This is a genomic window from Enterococcus sp. DIV0008, from assembly GCF_050542615.1.
Classification (GTDB): Bacteria; Bacillota; Bacilli; order Lactobacillales; family Enterococcaceae; genus Enterococcus_D; species Enterococcus_D innesii.
On sequence record NZ_CP172937.1, the window covers coordinates 1,103,846 to 1,122,080 of the forward strand.

20 protein-coding genes and 1 tRNA gene are annotated in these 18,235 nt (G+C 41.8%); 16 read left to right on the forward strand and 5 right to left on the reverse strand.

What is annotated here, in order from left to right; genetic code table 11:
- The first annotated feature begins 52 nt into the window (after positions 1-52).
- Positions 53-814 (forward strand): TrmH family RNA methyltransferase, encoded by a 762-nt coding sequence (locus IGI84_RS05245; protein ID WP_200125246.1) that lies wholly within the window; start codon positions 53-55, stop codon positions 812-814.
- Positions 815-938: 124 nt separating this feature from the next.
- Complete coding sequence (locus IGI84_RS05250; protein ID WP_077452608.1) at positions 939-1,448, forward strand: HD domain-containing protein; 510 nt, start codon at positions 939-941, stop codon at positions 1,446-1,448.
- A 47-nt stretch (positions 1,449-1,495) separates the two neighbouring features.
- On the opposite strand, the gene IGI84_RS05255 is transcribed toward IGI84_RS05250, so the two are convergent.
- Entirely contained in the window at positions 1,496-2,695 is a 1,200-nt protein-coding gene (locus tag IGI84_RS05255) for a YdcF family protein (RefSeq protein ID WP_096742451.1), read from the reverse strand.
- Positions 2,696-2,819: 124 nt separating this feature from the next.
- Between IGI84_RS05255 and IGI84_RS05260 the strand changes: the two genes are divergently transcribed.
- The gene (locus IGI84_RS05260) at positions 2,820-3,332 is read left to right on the forward strand and encodes a GyrI-like domain-containing protein (RefSeq protein WP_008381124.1); all 513 of its coding nucleotides are present in this window, start codon (positions 2,820-2,822) and stop codon (positions 3,330-3,332) included.
- A gap of 57 nt (positions 3,333-3,389) precedes the next feature.
- Here the strand turns inward: IGI84_RS05260 and IGI84_RS05265 are convergent, their stop codons facing one another.
- The 3 genes from IGI84_RS05265 to IGI84_RS05275 all read right to left on the reverse strand — a co-directional run bounded on the left by IGI84_RS05265 (position 3,390) and on the right by IGI84_RS05275 (position 5,686).
- Positions 3,390-4,724 carry a serine hydrolase gene (locus IGI84_RS05265; RefSeq protein ID WP_077452605.1) on the reverse strand — a complete coding sequence of 445 codons (1,335 nt, stop codon included), beginning with the start codon at positions 4,722-4,724 and terminating at the stop codon, positions 3,390-3,392.
- Positions 4,725-4,962: 238 nt separating this feature from the next.
- A complete protein-coding gene (locus tag IGI84_RS05270; RefSeq protein ID WP_170920150.1) occupies positions 4,963-5,127 on the reverse strand; it encodes a hypothetical protein in 165 nt (54 codons plus the stop codon).
- 214 nt (positions 5,128-5,341) lie between these two features.
- Positions 5,342-5,686 (reverse strand): DUF4828 domain-containing protein, encoded by a 345-nt coding sequence (locus IGI84_RS05275; protein WP_077452604.1) that lies wholly within the window; start codon positions 5,684-5,686, stop codon positions 5,342-5,344.
- A gap of 182 nt (positions 5,687-5,868) precedes the next feature.
- Here IGI84_RS05275 and sfsA point away from each other — a divergent pair, with 182 nt between their 5' ends.
- The 11 genes from sfsA to IGI84_RS05330 all read left to right on the forward strand — a co-directional run bounded on the left by sfsA (position 5,869) and on the right by IGI84_RS05330 (position 16,202).
- Positions 5,869-6,594 carry a DNA/RNA nuclease SfsA gene (sfsA, locus tag IGI84_RS05280; RefSeq protein ID WP_140965405.1) on the forward strand — a complete coding sequence of 242 codons (726 nt, stop codon included), beginning with the start codon at positions 5,869-5,871 and terminating at the stop codon, positions 6,592-6,594.
- An 18-nt stretch (positions 6,595-6,612) separates the two neighbouring features.
- On the forward strand, positions 6,613-7,614 hold the full coding sequence (locus IGI84_RS05285) for a Gfo/Idh/MocA family protein (RefSeq protein WP_081118755.1): 1,002 nt from the start codon (positions 6,613-6,615) through the stop codon (positions 7,612-7,614).
- Positions 7,615-7,628: 14 nt separating this feature from the next.
- Entirely contained in the window at positions 7,629-8,903 is a 1,275-nt protein-coding gene (locus IGI84_RS05290) for a DEAD/DEAH box helicase (protein ID WP_081118754.1), read from the forward strand.
- Between the two features lie 66 nt (positions 8,904-8,969).
- Positions 8,970-11,684, forward strand: coding sequence for a sigma 54-interacting transcriptional regulator (locus tag IGI84_RS05295; protein ID WP_077452600.1), 2,715 nt, complete (start codon positions 8,970-8,972; stop codon positions 11,682-11,684).
- Positions 11,685-11,818: 134 nt separating this feature from the next.
- The gene (locus IGI84_RS05300; RefSeq protein ID WP_005229471.1) at positions 11,819-12,136 is read left to right on the forward strand and encodes a PTS sugar transporter subunit IIB; all 318 of its coding nucleotides are present in this window, start codon (positions 11,819-11,821) and stop codon (positions 12,134-12,136) included.
- Positions 12,137-12,174: 38 nt separating this feature from the next.
- Positions 12,175-12,492 carry a PTS lactose/cellobiose transporter subunit IIA gene (locus IGI84_RS05305; protein WP_005229473.1) on the forward strand — a complete coding sequence of 106 codons (318 nt, stop codon included), beginning with the start codon at positions 12,175-12,177 and terminating at the stop codon, positions 12,490-12,492.
- A gap of 102 nt (positions 12,493-12,594) precedes the next feature.
- The gene (locus IGI84_RS05310) at positions 12,595-14,010 is read left to right on the forward strand and encodes a PTS sugar transporter subunit IIC (RefSeq protein WP_371179804.1); all 1,416 of its coding nucleotides are present in this window, start codon (positions 12,595-12,597) and stop codon (positions 14,008-14,010) included.
- 87 nt (positions 14,011-14,097) lie between these two features.
- A complete protein-coding gene (locus IGI84_RS05315; RefSeq protein ID WP_081118753.1) occupies positions 14,098-14,319 on the forward strand; it encodes a hypothetical protein in 222 nt (73 codons plus the stop codon).
- A gap of 42 nt (positions 14,320-14,361) precedes the next feature.
- Positions 14,362-14,547 (forward strand): DUF3188 domain-containing protein, encoded by a 186-nt coding sequence (locus tag IGI84_RS05320; RefSeq protein ID WP_010749336.1) that lies wholly within the window; start codon positions 14,362-14,364, stop codon positions 14,545-14,547.
- Entirely contained in the window at positions 14,547-14,960 is a 414-nt protein-coding gene (locus tag IGI84_RS05325) for a DUF3284 domain-containing protein (protein ID WP_086292815.1), read from the forward strand. Before IGI84_RS05320 ends, IGI84_RS05325 begins: the two co-directional genes overlap by 1 nt.
- Before the next feature lie 60 nt (positions 14,961-15,020).
- Complete coding sequence (locus IGI84_RS05330; protein WP_200125244.1) at positions 15,021-16,202, forward strand: GNAT family N-acetyltransferase; 1,182 nt, start codon at positions 15,021-15,023, stop codon at positions 16,200-16,202.
- Positions 16,203-16,278: 76 nt separating this feature from the next.
- Here the strand turns inward: IGI84_RS05330 and IGI84_RS05335 are convergent.
- A tRNA-Arg gene (locus tag IGI84_RS05335) sits at positions 16,279-16,350 on the reverse strand.
- A gap of 69 nt (positions 16,351-16,419) precedes the next feature.
- On the opposite strand from IGI84_RS05335, the gene IGI84_RS05340 reads away from it, so the two are divergent.
- Together IGI84_RS05340 and IGI84_RS05345 are read left to right on the forward strand one after the other, a co-directional pair.
- Entirely contained in the window at positions 16,420-17,352 is a 933-nt protein-coding gene (locus IGI84_RS05340; protein WP_200125243.1) for a haloacid dehalogenase-like hydrolase, read from the forward strand.
- 96 nt (positions 17,353-17,448) lie between these two features.
- Positions 17,449-18,144, forward strand: coding sequence for a ThuA domain-containing protein (locus IGI84_RS05345; protein WP_200125241.1), 696 nt, complete (start codon positions 17,449-17,451; stop codon positions 18,142-18,144).
- Positions 18,145-18,235 lie beyond the last annotated feature (91 nt).

Below are 18,235 nucleotides of genomic sequence, written 5' to 3' on the forward strand. Positions count from 1 at the left end.
AAAGAACAAGTTAGATCGATTGACTCATGCTATAATAAATCGAGGTGACCACATGAAAGAAATTCAATCGAAAAAAAATACCTTTATCAAGGAAATCAAAAAACTAACACAAAAAAAACACCGTACACAGACCAATTCCTATTTGATCGATGGCTGGCATTTAGTGCAAGAAGCGCTGCAGGCCAAAGTACCAATCAAAGCGTTGTTGGTAACACCGCGAGGGTTAAGCGAAGCCAACGGGCAGCTCGATGATTATCAGGAAGAAAGCTATTTGATCACAGAGGAGATCGCAGCGATGCTTTCTGATTTACCAACTCCACAAGGAATTTTTGCCGTGATGGAAAAGCAAGAGCAAGACTTACAGACACTGACGGGCAACTGGTTGATTTTAGATAATGTGCAAGATCCCGGGAACGTTGGCACCATGATTCGAACAGCAGATGCCGCTGGATTTAGCGGGGTATTTCTCGGTGAAGGAACAGCAGATCTTTACAGCACAAAAGTCTTGCGCAGTATGCAAGGAAGCAACTATCATTTACCAATTTTAGAAGGAGCGATCCCGCCATTTCTCCAACAGCTACGCTCAGCTGGCGTGGCGATTTATGGCACCGAATTAAATAAAGAAGCCGTTCCTTATACCGAGCTTCCTAAACAACAAACAGCTGCCTTCATTTTAGGTAACGAGGGACAAGGGGTTCACCCAGAACTGTTGGCTTTGACTGACAAAAATGTGTATATTCCCATCTATGGTCAGGCAGAATCATTGAATGTCGCCATTGCAGCCGGGATTTTGATGTATTTTGCTGTCAGTTAGATTTTTAAGGAACTGTTAAACTATTTGAATCTGTTGCACCTCACCTAGAATCTTCGATGAATAGGTGCTATACTTTGTCTTGTAACAATCAAGCAGATCAAAAAAAGGTGGCAGACAAAAATTTATGACAGAAAAATGGCAAGAAGATAGCGAATATATGTCTTACGTGGCTGACCTGTTAGAAACAGAAGCTGTAAAAAAATTAGCCAACTTTGTGCAGCATATGAACTCCACACGTTTGGAACATTCGATCAGCGTCTCTTATTATAGTTACAAATTGGCCAAGAAATGGGGCGGCGATGCTCGTGCAACAGCTCGTGCAGGACTCCTTCATGATTTATTCTACTATGACTGGCGTACCACAAAGTTTGATGAAGGTACCCATGCGTATATGCATCCACGAATTGCAGTAAAAAATGCTGAAAAAATCACTGAACTAAGTGATCTAGAAAAAGATATCATCTTGAAACATATGTGGGGAGCAACGATTGCGCCGCCACGTTATAAAGAAAGCTATATTGTTACAATGGTTGACAAATATTGTGCGATCAAAGAAGCATCAGAACCACTTACAGAAAGTATGAAAGAAAAATGGCAACAACGTTTCTGGAAGAAACATCGTACGATGCAATAAGAAAAAAGTTCTTCGAACCAGCCGGTTCAAAGAACTTTTTTGTTTGCTTAGCCAAAAATAAGTTGGAGGATCGCTGCACCTACATAAAGGATCAGCAAGGTGATCAATACCGTTAAGTGTCGTCTTTTGTGCATAAAAAGGATCGCTACGAATTCTCGTAAGAAGGCATTGGGTAAATAGTAAAAGGCGGTAGGTGCTCCGATACCATCTGCTTTAAGTTGTGCTTGATCTGCATAGAGACCGGCACGAAAAATATGGTAATTGTTGGAGGAAAAAATTACTTTGTAGCCATTTGGCTTTAAGGAATCCATGATTTCTTTCGAAAACTTCATGTTTTCATAAGTAGTCGTGGAATTTGTTTCTACTAAAATCTCTCCTTCGGGCACTCCTTGCGCAACTGCATATTCTTTCATCGCGACAGCTTCTGGCAGCTTTTCATCGCTTCCTTGGCCGCCTGACATCAGTAACCGAGGAGCCGTTTTTTTCGCTTTAAATTGCGCTTCGTAGAACGAGATTGCTTTATTGATACGCTTGGCCAATAAAGGGGAGACCGTGGTGCCATTCAAAAGACCTGCTCCTAAGACGATGATAAAATCTTGATTGTAACGAGGATGATTGAACTGATAAATGACTGAAATCGATAAAAAGTTCAAAAAGACCACAAATAGATACATCAGACTTAGGGGAACCACGCCGAATAAGGTTCGGATCCAATCCGGGAAAAAGTGCAAAAGGGGATCCGAAAATAATAAAACGGTCAAAACTACCGCTAAGATCAGGGTCAATAGATTGGCGATCGATCGCGATTCTCTTCGTAAAACAATAATGGAATTCCAGTAAAGAAAGACCACGAGGATGGCCAATCCGAATAATAATACAGCAAGGAAAATCGCTAGTAAAACAGCCAATAGACCACCTACAAGAATATCTTGTGTTCGGTATAGATTGATGACTAAGTAGCCACCAAATGCTAAGACAAACAAATTAAAGAGCAAGCCATTTACGAGTCGGTGCTTGTTGCGCCGATAAGAAAATAAAAAAAGGCCGGCGAAGGCGACTGGTATTAGAATAAAGAAACTGCCTGTCCGTAATTCTGAGACGGCTAAATAAATCAGCAGGGCTAAAATCGTCCAACAGCACTCAAAAAAGAAAATATCTGGCTCATCTTTTTTCTTGCGCCATTTTTGAACGACGATCACACCCGTCAAATAGCTGATAGCAAAAATCAGCAATTGCGTAAAATCCATGTTTTTCACTCCTTTAACGATACACCTAGTATACCGAAAAATGACAAAAATTGCTTGTTGCTAAGGTCAAAGTTGCTGAATTTCTTGCAATTCGCTAAAATGAAGAAAAGAAGGAGGAAGGAACATGCAATTAGGTGAAGTGATTCGCGTTGAACGGCCCGCTTTTTATGTGATCGGAAAAGAAGGCAAGGGATTAGCGGAAGAAGGAGCTTCTTGGGTACCAGCGCTATGGGAACTTGCAACAAAGGATTTTGAAGAGATCGAATTTCTAGTGAGCGATCAAAAGGCAGAAGAACTGGAATTTTGGGGCTTAATGAGTGATGGCACCAATTGGTTAGAGCCTTGGCAAGAAACCGGCCGTTATTTGGCAGGCGTTCAAGTCCATACAGAAAATTTTCCTCCAGTCGGTTGGGTCCGTTGGGAAATGCCCGCAATGACCTATCTCGTTGTCAAAACGGATGAAAAAAACTTGACCATGATGACTGAAAAAATGTTGATGGAAGTTTTACCAGAAAACAACGTCCACTTGTCAGCAGCGATCCAAGAAAGATATCTTCCTCATTTTAAAGAAGGGGAAGTTGAATTGTTTTTCCCTGTTGAGCCTTTGGCAGCAGCAACGGTGGAAACGGTAGAATAAAAAAAATCTGTCCGAGAAGCAGTCTTTGCTCAGGACAGATTTTTTCTTTGGTTTGGATTAAAAAAGATTCTCGAAAAAGTTAGACACACCGCGCCAAGCACGAACAAAGATGTTGGCTTTTTCCACCGTTTGTGTTGTAACTAATCCTGCAGTTTCGTCATGATCAGAATCATCAATATAACCAAGCGTATCAGCTGGAATCGAAGCACTTACAGTACCGACTTCTGTACCCTCAGTCAATGGCGCTTGCAAGGCAGAATCACGATAATGCTCATTAAAGTCAATGGTTGTTTCAAAGGCTGTTGCATCCATATCTCTACGTACCCATAAGGTCAAACCTTGATTTAAGGCAACGGGAACACTCAATTCTTTCCCATCTTTGACTGCCACCGTCTGTGTATCTTCTAACTGTGCATTTTCTGGTAAAATTTCTACTTGTTCCCAAGCGTCGAAGGAGTAGTCCATCAACCGACCTGTTTCGATAAAGCGTACGCTTGGATTTTCCGCATGACCATTGACGTTTAGCACGACGGTGATAATTCGTTGACCATCCTTGACGGCGGTTCCGACAAAGCATGCCCCTGCCATATCTGTCGTACCAGTCTTAAGACCATCAACACCATCTTTCGTATTCGTAAAACCTGGAAGCATCCAGTTCCAATTGACCATCTCGACAGGCGAATAGGAACCTTCACCAAATTGTTTGGTGGAAAGACTCGTTACTTCTAAAACGTCTGGAAAGTCTTGCAGCAAATGACGAGCAATCAGGGCGACATCTTTTGCGGACAGTTCGTTTTCGTCAGTGGAAGTTGACCCGGGATAGATATTGTCTCCTAAATAAGTATTGTTCAAGCCAGAAGCATTGACGATCTTTGCATCGGTAATGCCCCATGATTGCACTTTTTCTTGCATTTGATCAACAAAGGCACTTTCAGACCCAGCAATCAGTTCCGCGAGTGCGACGATTGCAGCATTTGCAGATTGGATATAGCTGGCATCATACAGATCCTTCACCGTATAAGTGACGTCTTGATGCAAAGGAACATTCGATAAGTTTGGCGACACGCTGAGATTCGCGGCATAATCTGAAATAGGGACAGGATCATCCCAAGCGATGGTTCCTTGTTCTACTTGCTCAGCTACGAGGTAGAGACTGATGATCTTGGTAATGGAGGCGATGCCCATGGCAGTCTCACCATCTTGATCATACAACACTTTGCCTGTGTCAAAATCGATGGAGTAAGCGGCTTTTGCATCGACTGAAAAATCTTGGATCTCTTCGGCGCTCATAGCTGTATCATCAGCATACGAAACGAGGGGTAAGCCGGCGGCAGCAAAGAGGATTGCCAAAGCAGCAACGAAGGAATACCCGAACTTGGTTATTTTCTGCATATATGTAGTAGCTCCTTTAAAGTTGTATCTAAGCAAAAATTTTAACAAAGAGTATCCACTGTTGCAATACTCTAAGAGAAAACTTAGCATTTAATTGCGTAAGACCGATCCCTCAGTAGACAACTTGAGACGCAACGTGACAAAGGTTGTTTACTGTAAATACCAGCAAAAAAACTTGCCTTCCTATATTATATAGAAGGCAAGTTTTTTGAATTGACATAGGGTCAAACTATTTCCCTTAGCGACGATTGGAATGGATTCTCGGGTTTTGGTTTTGGGCTCTGACGGGAACTTTCACCGCCTTCGTTTCTTGTTGCATGGCCAATTTTGCTAAAAAGAATGTCCCAGCTAACAATGCAGCTAAAGCAAAGATGGAAAAGAGTGAAATAAAGGTCGTTAACATAAAAATCCCTTCTTTCTATTTAAAATAAATGTGGAAGGTAGGAATCGAACCTACACCTTAATCTATGAACGATCAAACATCACTCAACGGAACACCTTGTTCAACCACTTGTTAAGTTAATGATAGCATGGATTGCCAAGAAATGCTGATAAAAAGTCTGAGAATTGACTGAAGAAAATGTGAAGAAAACATGAACCTGGCTTTCTCAGCGATCTTAGATGATTTTTGTCAAAGAATAGTGGCAATCTTCTGCTTCATCATATAAAGTAATGACGGAGCCTTTTTGTTCAAGAACTAAATGATAGCCAAATGTGTCCAGTAAAACTAACCGCGTCGGAGTCAATTCAACGATGGAAGCAGTCAAAGGCTTGCCTTCGATGGTCAATGAATAGTCATTGGCTATTTCTAATGTGACATCTTCTTTTGTCTTGGAAGTAAAACGCCAATTACCAATGAAATTCTGCCGATTCTCATTTTTTTGCTTTTCTTTTCGCAGCAGCAAAGAGCTGACCACGCCCGTTGCAAGAGATAAACCAATCAAAATAGACCTTTTCTTCATTTATACACGTCCTATCATTTACGATTCATCAAGTTGCGCCTTGTGGACATGTGTCCACTTTTTCGCACTAGAAAATAATTGCCATAAGTATACCATGAGAAGGTAAAAAAGCATGGTACTTTAGTTTGAAGTTTAGAAGTTTTTATCAAAATATGCTATGATTCAAAAGAGCAGGTGAGAAAATGAATTATCCGAATACCCTTTTAGCCACGTTTCTCGTGCGAGACAACCGGTTCATTGCCCGATGTCTCGTTGACGATCAAGAAGTAATCGTCCATGTAAAAAATACCGGACGAGGAAAAGAGCTCTTGCACAAAGGTGCGCTTGTTACCCTGCAATATTGGGACAATCCGAAACGCAAAACCAATTACGACTTGATCTCAGTCAAGAAACAAGACCAATGGATCAATATTGATAGTCAAGTACCGAATCGATTAGGCTATGAAGGCCTCTTGGATGGCACGATCCAGTTGCCGAATATCAAAGGGAGAATCTCGCTTTTGCGAAGGGAAGTTGTCTATGGGACATCAAAATTCGATCTTTATTTTGAAACAGATGAACAAGAAAAAGGCTTTTTGGAAATCAAGGGAATGACCCTTGAAAACAAGCAAGTCGGTGCTTTTCCAGATGCACCAACCATTCGCGGCTTGAAACACGTCAATGAATTGATCCATGCCAAAGAAGCTGGCTATTATGCGGCGGTTTTGTTTATGATCCAATTTGAAGCGGTGCAAATCGCCACGATCCATCGACAGATGCAGCCGGATCTGGCCGCTAAAATCGCCGAAGCGCAAAGCAAGGGTGTCGAAGTGTTTGCCTATAATTGCCAAGTAAACCAAGGGATGATCACGGTCAAAGAACCGATCCCTTTTGATTTGAATGTCGTTTTTGACGACCCTAATCTATAGAAGAAAGAAGGAAAAAACATGATTCATTTAGGGATTATCGGCACAAATTGGATCACCGATCAATTTGTACAAGCAGCCCACGAAACCAAACGCTATCAATTGGTTGCCGTATACTCAAGAAAGTTAGCAACGGCACAACGCTTTGGAGAAAAGTATGGGGACATCGAGTATGCGACCGATCTGGACACTTTTTTTGGTTTAGCTCATATGGACACGGTCTACATCGCGTCTCCGAATAGTTTGCACTTTGAACAAGCCAAGCAAGGTATTTTAGCAGGAAAAAATGTCATTGTGGAGAAGCCAGCCTTTTCAACGCCTGAGGAAATGGCGGAGATCATCGAATTGGCAAATCAGCAACAGGTATTATTCTTTGAAGCAGCTCGCAACATCCATGAAGCAAGTTTTTCGACCGTAGCCGAATTCTTACCGACACGGGGTGCCATTCTTGGGGCGAACTTTTCTTATATGAAATATTCGTCTCGTTATGACGCTGTATTAGCTGGGGAGGAACCAAATATCTTTTCTCCACATTTTTCTGGTGGTGCCTTGGCGGATTTGGGCGTCTATCCGATTTATGCCGCGGTCGCTTGGTTTGGCAAACCGCAAGATGTTCATTATTTTGCCCGTAAATTACCGACTGGTGTAGATGGTATCGGGACTGCAGTGTTGCGCTATGCTGACTTTGATGTCACGATCCAAACAGGCAAAATCGCTGATTCAGAGTTGCGCTCAGAAATCTATTTTGAGGACGGTACATTAGACCTAAATGCCGTCAATGCCATCGAAGAAGCCGCATTTTATGAGCGAAAAACAAAACAAACCCAGGCATTAGCAGTAAGTGCCTTAGAAAACCCGATGATTGAAGAAGCACAAGATTTTGCAGACATCATCGAAAACAAAAATGATCCCCAACAAGGACAACGCTATGAGGAATGGGTAGAACTTGCCCGCAGTGTCAATGAAACCGTTGCTCTCATGCGTAAACAAGCAGGCATCGTTTTTGATGCAGATAAAAAATAAGGAATGGAACATTTATGACAGTATTTGAATTGACACAACTGCCAGACATCTGGCAGGAAAAATGGCAAGCGGCAGGGTATCACGCACCGTCCTTGATCCAAGAAAAAACCTTTGGTCCTTTAAAAGATGGCGAGTCTGTCATTGGGGTCTCACCGACCGGTTCTGGTAAAACATTGGCATACCTTTTGCCACTGTTAACAAAGGTCGAAGCAAAGAAAGGCAATCAGCTGTTGATTTTGACTTCTTCACAAGAATTAGCGATGCAAGTCACAGAAGTAGCACGAGAATGGGCTCAAGCCATTGGACTGACCGTTCTGCCACTTATTGGCGGCGCGAGCACGAAACGACAAGTGGAAAAATTAAAAGACAAACCTGAGGTCTTGATCGGTACCCCAGGCCGTGTGTTAGAATTGATCAAAGCAAAAAAAATCAAGACCCAGCAGTTGCAATCGTTGGTATTAGATGAGGTTGACCAATTATTGAAAGAAGGGGCCTTCACGCTAGCTGCCAAAATCAATCAAACATTGCCAAAACAAATCCAGCGTAGTTTCTTTTCAGCAACCGCTAATGAAGTAATTGATGAGATTCGACCATTGGTGACAAAAGAGCCACTGATCATTGATGTTACCCAAGAAGATCAGAGCAAAGGCGTGATCCATCACTACTATTTGAATTATCCGCAACGACGCATTGTGGATGCTTTAAGACGCTTTGCTCATTTACCAAACTTTCAAGCCTTGGTTTTCTTCAATGAATTAAGCGCAATGGGGAATGCGGAAGAAAAACTACTGTTTCATGGCTTACCGGTGGCATCATTAGCATCTGATCAAAACAAACTTGCCCGAAAAGGCGCACTGGAGAGCTTCCGTCAAGGAAAACTAGTAGAATTATTGACGACTGATGTCGCTTCTCGTGGCTTAGATGTCGTGGATCTGCCTTATGTTATCAATACGGAAGTCCCGTTAGAAAAAGAATCCTATTTACACCGAGCTGGACGTGTCGGAAGAATGGGCAAAGAAGGAACCGTCATCACGATTGTTCAAGACCATTCGGTGAAGGATTTGAAAAAAATCACGAATCCATTGTCCATAGAGCTTAAAGAAGTCTTTTTACACGGCGGTCAGTTACACACAGAAGCACCTGTTATCGAAAAGGAAAGCAAGAAAGAAACCAAAACAGCGAGTGTGCAGAAAATTTCCAAGAAAACGCCTGAAAAATTACACACTCCTGTTAAAAAGACCAAGAAAAAGACGAAAAAGCAAAAAGACAAAGGAAAAAGACGCCATTGAGCGTCTTTTTGTGTTACCATTAACGTTGTTTATCGTTAGTGTGTAAAAAAATGAGGGGGCTATTGAATGAATTCGCGAAAAGAAGAGATTTTTCAAACGATTGAACTGCATAAGCAAGGGTTGACCGCAGTTGATGTCGCTAAAATCTTACAAATCGATCGCAGCAATGCAAGCCGTTATCTCAGTGAGCTTTATAAAGAAAAGAAAATCGGCAAACGTTCCGGCCGTCCGGTCGTTTATGAGCCATTAGAAGAAACGGTGCATGTGGATGTTTCCTCTGAAGTGAGTTTTGAAAGTCTTGTTGGGGTTCAAGCTTCTTTAAAAGTAAGTATCCAGCAAGCCAAAGCAGCAATTTTATATCCGCCTAGAGGACTTCATACCATCATTTTTGGAGAGACAGGTACGGGTAAATCATTATTTGCTGAATGTATGTATCACTTTGCGGTTGAATCAAATATGTTAGAAAAAGATGCTCCTTTCGTGTCCTTTAATTGTGCGGATTATGCACAAAATCCGCAATTATTGTTTGGACATATCTTTGGCATCAAAAAAGGCGCCTACACAGGTGCTGCAGAAGATAGTCCAGGACTGATGGCAAAAGCCGATGGCGGTATATTGTTTTTGGATGAGATCCATCGACTGCCGCCAGAAGGCCAAGAAATGCTCTTTACCTTCATTGATAAAGGGATCTACCGCCCATTAGGGGAAAGCAACCAAGTTCATGAAGCCGCTGTGCAGATCATTGGTGCTACCACTGAATCATCAGAAACCTTTTTGACGACCTTCAATCGGCGAATTCCCATGGCTATTACTTTGCCAAATGTGGAAAGTCGTTCCCTAGATGAACGATATGAAATCATTTCCTTGTTTATCAAGCAAGAGGCGACTCGTCTAAATCAGCGGATCGATGTCGAGCGAGATGCGATATTGGCCTTTATGCTCTATGATGCAGAAGGCAACATCGGTCAAATCAAGCGCGACCTGAAACTCGTCTGTGCGAAGGCATTCTTACATTATCGGACCTATGGAAAAAAACACCTGCTGATTCGAAAAGGCGATTGCTCCTTGCAAGTTCAAAAAGGCTTGTTGAAGATCAAAGAAATGTCAGAACGCTTGGATCGGTTTTTGGATGGTAAAGGCGACTTTCTGAGTTTTGAACCTGGCGACCCAGATGTTGTCTGGTCTCGTGATCCGCAACGGAATATGCAAGTTTACAACGAGATCGAAGAAAAAGTCAGCTCACTGATTGAAACGGGCGTAGCCAATGTCGATTTAGAAAACTTGATCTCTAAGGATGTGGATGCCTACTTTGAAAAATATGTCGAAGAATTGATCCAAAACCCTGTTCATAAAGAATTGATTCCAGAAGACATTTGGAAACTGACAAATGTTCTTTATGACTTGGCAGGACAGAGGTTAGATCGAACTTATAGTGAAAAAGCCCGTTTTGCCTTTGCGTTGCATTTGCAAAGTACGCTGGAACGTGTTAAAGAGGGACATATGATCGTTCATCCGGATTTGAACACGGTTAGAAAAAACTTAAAATCCGAATTTCAAGTGGCAATGGATTTATCGACGATCATTGAAGAGGAACGTCATGTCGAGATCCCATTTGATGAAATCGGCTTTATCAGTATGTTTTTAGCGATTCAAGTCAAACAGCCTTCGCCATTGCCCCTTGAAAAAATCGAGATCATTGTCTTGATGCATGGCAAGGCAACTGCCAGCAGTATGTTGGAGACAGCCCAAGAGCTTCTGGAAACCGATCACGGCAAGGCGATGAATATGTCTTTGGATATGGAAGTCGGGCAAATGTATGACCAGCTGTTGAATTATATCAATGAAAACAAAGAGAAGATGAGCAATGGCTTATTGCTTTTAACCGATATGGGCTCCCTCAATTCCTTTGCAAATTTGATTTCCGAAGAGACGGGGATTCGTACGAAAGCTATTTCGATGGTCAGTACGATGATTGTTTTAGAAGCCTTGCGGATGGCAGAGAGTGGGCGCAGTTTAGAAGACGTCTACCAAAACATTCAGCGTTCTTTTGAAACCATCGTACAAGAACAGTTCCGTACGGTTCGTGAAGCAAAAGGAAATAAAAAGGCAGTCATCGTTACTTGCTTTACTGGGGAAGGTGTCGCTGCCAAACTTTATCAACGAATTTATCCCGTCGTTGATCAGTCAAAAGTCGAGATCATCCAAATGCAGTTTATTGAAAAAGAAACCTTCAAAAAACATATTGATGGCTTGCTAGAAGAATATGAGATCAAAGCCATTGCCGGCACCGTCGAAATCGATTATCAAAACATTCCGTTTTTCTCCGCCTATGATGTTTTTGATGACAATCGCTTGAATGTGCTAAAACGAATCGCTTCGGATGAAGTGCCGATCGAAAAGATCGTGCGTTCATTGGAAAATACGATAACTCATGTTGGGTCCGTCTATCATCTGATCGAGAGCCTGCAACGCATCGTTCATCAGATTCAAAATCAATTGCATGTGATTGTAGAACCAACCGTCGATGCAGGATTAGTCATTCATTTAGCCTTTTTGGTAGAAAGTTTATTGAAGAAGGAACCTTCCCGTACTTTCGCCAACCTGACTACTTTCCAAAAACGGTACCGAATCGAAATGGATGTTTTACGAACCCATTTATTACAAATTGAAAAAAATTACCAAATCAAATTTTCTGAAGATGAGATCGCCTATTTAACCCAAATGTTTTTAGAAAACAAAATCAAAAATTATGATGAATCCGCACACAATCTTAGTGTGTAACAGAAAAAATGTGAGTGTGTAAATAAAAAATTGGTTCAGACCATTGATAGATAAAGGTCTGAACTTATTTTTTTTTGGCACGCTTTTTGCTTTATAGTAAAGTGTAACTTACAACAGAAAGGAGCAGATACGCGATGGCGAAAAAAACGATTATGCTAGTTTGTTCAGCAGGAATGAGTACCAGTCTATTGGTGACAAAAATGCAAAAAGCAGCCGAAGCTAAAGGAATGGAAGCAGATATCTTTGCTGTTTCAGCTTCAGAAGCCGACCAACATTTGGAGTCAAAACCAGTCGATGTTCTATTGTTAGGACCACAAGTACGTTTCATGAAATCACAATTTGAACAAAAATTAGCACCAAAAGGCATTCCTTTGGACGTGATCAACATGGCAGACTATGGCATGATGAACGGCGAAAAAGTATTGCAACAAGCAGAAACATTAATGAACTAAGATTTTTTAGGATCGAAGTGTAAGGAGGATTTTTAAAGATGGATGAGCAAAATTTGGAAGCCATTATGGGATTGATCATGTATGGTGGTAATGCAAAAAGTGACGCAATGGAAGCAATCGCGGCAGCAAAAGAAGGGGACTTCGAATTAGCTGACCAAAAAATCAAAGATGCTGAAGCATCTCTTGTGGAAGCGCATCATTCGCAAACAGGATTGTTGACACAAGAAGCGCAAGGCAATCATATGACTGTGACATTGTTGACTGTGCATTCACAAGATCACCTAATGACGTCAATCGCATTTACCGATTTAGCGAAAGAAATCATTGATGTCTATCGACGTCTAAATAACGAATAATCTTTGAACGGATAGAAGTAGTTATTGTCGATGAATCAAAAAATCTTCTTTGACGAATAGAACTTATAGGAGGAATTAAGAATGGATGGATTAACAAGTTGGATGGAGAAGTACATTCTCCCTGTAGCTGCAAAAATTGGAGCCCAGAAGCACTTAGTTGCATTACGTGATGCCTTTATTGGAACAATGCCTGCTACTATGGCTGGTTCGATCGCAGTAATGATCAACGCGATCATTCGTGACTTACCACCGCAATTTTGGCCGAGTTATGATGCCAGTACCATTCCAGTTATTCGTGAAATTATTAGTATCAATGGCTTCGTATGGAATGGTACATTGGCTGTTGCTGGTTTAGTATTTGCCTTTTCTTGGGGATATAATCTGGCTCGTGCTTATCGAGTGAATGATCTCGCAGGTGGGATCGTTGGAGTAGCGACACTGATTCAAGGAATTGCTTTTTCATACAGCACTTCTGTGGCGACAGCTGTTCCAACAGCTTTGATGGATGAAATCAATGCTGGGTCAGCAACTTCCGGATGGTCTGCAACAGCAGATGCAATTACAGCAGGTGGATGGGGTTGGTTGAAACTCGATCATCTAAACGGAAACGCTTATTTTACCGTAATGATCATGGGGGCTATTTCAGTTATTATTTTCTGTAAATTGATGTTAGCTGATATCACTATCAAAATGCCTGATTCAGTACCGCCAGCAGTATCGAAAGCGTTCGCTGCGATTTTGCCGGCAACAATTGCCTTATATGTCATTGCTATTATTAACTTTATTGTCGGTAAACTGACTGATGGACAATTAATTATTGATCTTGTCCAAAAATATATTGCAGAACCATTCTTAGGCTTGTCTCAAGGGCTTGGTGCAGTACTGATCGTAACTGTTTTTGTTCAAATTTTCTGGTTCTTCGGAATCCATGGTCCAAACGTACTAGCTCCAGTTTTAGAAGGTATTTGGGGACAAGCGCAGTTGATCAATATCGATATTTTCCAAAAAGGATATGAAGGACAAACCGGTACTAACGCGGTTCTTGCCGCAATCGAAGATGGCAAGGCATATATGTGGGTACGCGGATCCTTTGACTCATTTGCTTGGTTTGGTGGTTCAGGCGGTACAATTGTATTGCTGATTGCTATTTTGATCCTATCAAAACGTGCGGATTATCTAACTGTTGCAAAATTGTCAATCGGACCTGGTGTGTTTAATATTAATGAGCCGGTAATGTTCGGTCTGCCAATCGTATTGAATGCGATCATGTTTATTCCGTTCATTATTGCTCCGCTAGTAGCCACTTCAATCGGCTGGTTAGCAACGTACTTTGGTTTAGTAGCACCTGTTTCACAACAAGTAACGTGGGTCGTTCCACCAATGTTGCTATCATTCTTGGCAACAGGAGCTGACTGGCGTGCCCCAATCGTAACGTTGGTATGTATGGTCGTTACATTCTTCATATGGGCGCCATTCGTTATTTCAGCAAATAAAATTGATCCAAAACTAGGCGAATAGACCTGTAGATTGTGGGGAACTGCTATGGCTTCGCTTGAAGTAAAGCAGTTCCTCCTTTTATTATTGATTATTTAGGAGGAAAAGAATATGATTTCAATAGCAAGTGCAATGCAGCAAGATGCCATCAAAGAATTACTTGAAGGATATAACGAAGATGGAATGTCTTTTACATTCAAAGAAAAACAAGGAATTAAACTTATTTTTACTACGACAGCTTCCGATTCAGAAGCGGCGGCAAAAAAAGCAAAAGAATTGATCAAAGCACAGCCTTGGGGTTCTGTTTTATACTTTCAAGCAGTTAGTGTTTGAGTAGGTTCTCTGTGGATCAACGAATAGATAGGATGATTGAAAATGATAAAAAACGGCTTATTTATATGTAGTATCGGTCTACTCGTAGTCCTATACAGTATGAATCCAAGTAATCAGCAGTTAGATATATTCAGTTTTACAACAGGTATTTTCTTGCTTATTTCTGGCAGTCTTCTGTTCATGAAAGGAAAGAAGAAAGCCGAAGAGTCAGATAGGAGGAAGTCTTAATGAGAATTGAAAAAGATTTATCGATTCCAGCAAATGTCTTTTACGATCAAATTATGGATTCTGTTATCTTTGACATACGAAAAGCAACTGGAAAAACACTTTCTAGAAAGCAACTGGCAGGATTTCAATATGTAAAGGAATTTTCTACTACGAGTCGTGCGAAGATCGAAATCGAAGAAATCATTGAAAATCAAGTTTATCAATTCAAAACAGAAACGACAAAAAATGAATTTGTCGCTCGCTATGAAGTAACGCCACTTGATGGAAAGAGTAGCAAAGTCATTTATACGGAAACCATGAAATCACATGGCTTCATGCAGCAATTAAATGACATGCTCTTAGGCACGATTCTAGGATATTTCAAACGCAAGCAGTTTAAAAAAATGTTGAGTATGATGGAAGAAGCATATTAAGGGGTCGACTGACGCCTTTTTTGCGTTTCTTGCGTGTTTTTAAGTAGAGGAGATGAAGGAATGACAGATGTCAAAAAAATGACCGAATTCGGTTCGCAAGAAGTACTGGACTTGGTTTCTTATGCCTTTCAGTGGGAATTGAATGAAACAAATATCAAGCGCTATCGCAAGCTTGCGGAAAATTCTTGGAATTATGGTTCCTACGATGGGGATGGAAAATTAGCGAGCCAAATCATGGCAACGATTTTTGATGTGAATTTTCATGGAACGACCTATCCAATGGCAGGGATCGGTTTTGTGGCTTCGTATCCAGAGTATCGCAGCCAAGGTCGGATCGATCGGATCATGAAACAAATCATTAAAGATTGCTATGAACAAAAAATCGTTCTTTCCTATCTGGCACCTTTCTCCTTTGCGTTTTATCGTAGATATGGGTATGAGTACACTTTTGAACGGACGGTTTATGAAGTCGATGCGCATCAATGGCCCGATGGCAAGAAAGTGAATGGAACGATTCAACGCATGAATTGGGAGGAAGCACAGCCGATCATTCACGAGATTTATCATCAATTGCCGCGCCATCAAAAAGGCGGGCTGATTCGCCAACCCTGGTGGGAAGAAATCAAGTTTGTTTTGCGCCGACCGTATACATTTGCGATTTATCGCAATGAAGCTGGGGTCCCTGAAGGCTACTTGATTTACTTTATCGATGGGGGACGTTTCGATATTCAAGAGTGGGGCTATTTGACCGCTGACGCGTATCAAGGATTTAATCGGTTTATTGTCTCTCATGCAGATTCAGTAGCACAGATTAACTATCGACCAGGGTTTGATGGGGAAGTCCTACAAGCAAACGCGGCCAAACCATTGGCTAACTACCAAGTGCGCCCGGACATGATGGCGCGCGTCATCGATGTGGAAGGGTTTCTAAAAAGTTATCCTTTCACATTGAAAAAAGCCGGCGGTTTTGCCATAGAAATTCAAGGGGATGAATATGCCCCATGGAATAATGGCTGTTATGAAGTGACAATCGAAAACGCTCAGCATCAGGTCACGAAAACGACGGCTACCAAGCTGCCAAAAGCAACCTTGTCGATTCAGCGTTTTGTGCAGCTGTTCATGCAGGCACAATCCCTCGATTCTCTGGTCTTTTTCCAGCAAATGGAAACGGAGAAGGAAGCTGCAGTGATGATTCAGGAAAACTTACCAGACGGAAAGCCGATTCTGGAAGATTATTTCTAAGCCAATCGACACAGACGCATTTACTTTCCAACAAAAAAAGATTCCTTAAAAATAAGGAATCTTTTTCTTCAAAAAACGTTCCCTGCCGGAATCGAACCAGCAACTAATCCTTAGGAGGGACTTGTTATATCCATTTAACTAAGGGAACACAATAGCTATATTTTACCTGTTATTCGTGTTTCTCGCAAGATGAGAAGGAAAAGAAAGGAAGAAAAACATGGTCAAACGATTGATAAGTGCAAACTATAGTGAAATCAAAGAAATGTCGGCGCAAGAATTAAAGCAATCCATTAAAGCGAGCGAAGGACGAGTGATCGTCTGTGAAACGGTGGTTCAAACCATGCCGCAAGCTGGCGATATCACCAACGCAGAAGTCGCGGCAGCTTTTGGGGCTGACTTGATTTTGTTGAATGGCTTTGATTGTTATCGTCCAGCTATTTTTGGGATGCCTGGTATCACATTGGAGCAGCTGCTTGATCCTACACAAACGATTGAAAACCCGATTCCTCAACTAAAACAACTGATTGGACGACCTGTCGGCATCAATCTTGAGCCGATCCCAGCTACGACGGAGATGATGAGTGAAAAGATCAGCATCAGTCAAGGCCGAACAAGTTCGGTTGACACCATCAAAAAAGCCCAAGAACTCGGGGTGGACTTTCTCTGCTTTACAGGCAATCCTGGAACAGGTGTGACCAACCGAGAAATCGCTAAAGCAGTAAAATTGGCAAAAGAACATTTCTCTGGGTTGATCATCGCTGGAAAAATGCACAGTGCCGGCTCAGATGAACCTGTGGTTGATCGAGAAGCCATCATTTCTTACGCTGAAGCTGGGGCAGATATTTTGTTACTGCCTTCCGTTGGCTCGATTCAAGGCTTTCTAGAAAAGGATCTGATTGAAGCTGTTCAAATTGCCAAACAATATGACTTATTGACGATGTCAGCGATAGGAACGAGTCAAGAGAGTGCGCGTCCGGAAACGTTGCGACAATTAGCCATTATCAACAAAACTTGTGGGGTCGATCTGCAGCATATCGGTGATGCCGGTTATGGCGGCATGGCACCGACTGAAAATATTTTCGAAACATCGGTTGCGATTAGAGGCATGCGCCATACGATCAATCGTGTCGGGCGTTCAATCAACCGTTAAATCAGAAAAAACTACTAGCGAAGGAAAACGAAGAATCGTTCTGCTTCGCTTTTTGCATTTTTTTCGCTAAGTTAGAAAGAAAGGAGGGAACATAAAATGAAACAAGCATTGATCATTTACGGAGGTTGGGAAGGACACGCCCCAAAAGAGACCAGTCAGTTTTATCAAACGTTGCTGGAGTCAGAAGGATATCAAGTGACACTCGCCTCAGATTTTGAACCTCTCTATCATAAAGAAGAATTAAAAAGGCTGGATCTGTTGATCATGAATTGGACGCGAGGAGAATTGCCTGATGAGCCGCTGCAAAATGTCACTCAGGCTGTAGCAGAAGGATTGGGATTAGCAGGGGTTCATGGCGGTTTTGCCTCGGCTTTTCAAGCCAGTAAAGGCTGGTTGTTTCTGACTGGCGGCTGTTTTTTGGCACATCCTGGCGGCTTGGAAACGACCTATAGCATCGATCTTACGACAGATCACTATATTACGGCAAATACGCAATCGATCCCTCAGTTGACGACGGAGCAATACTATTGCCTGGTTGATCCAGCTGTCACTGTGTTAGCTACCTCAACATTTGTAGCCAACGATCATCCGAATGCAGCTAACCAAGAAGTCATACTGCCAATGATGTGGATCAAAAAATGGGGCAAGGGCAGAGTCTTTTTCCAATCCGTTGGACACAGTCTAAAAGAGCTGAAAGAGCCGACCATTCAGACTTGGACCAAACGAGGCTTTCTATGGGCCACCAGAAATACATTGGCTGATCCACTGAAAAATAGCCAGTATAGTGAGTAATCAGAAAAACGAATGAGGAAATAAACGCGTGCAATCGTTTTACTTTATGGAAGAAAATAAGCATGGTACACTTTATTTGTATTTGATTAAG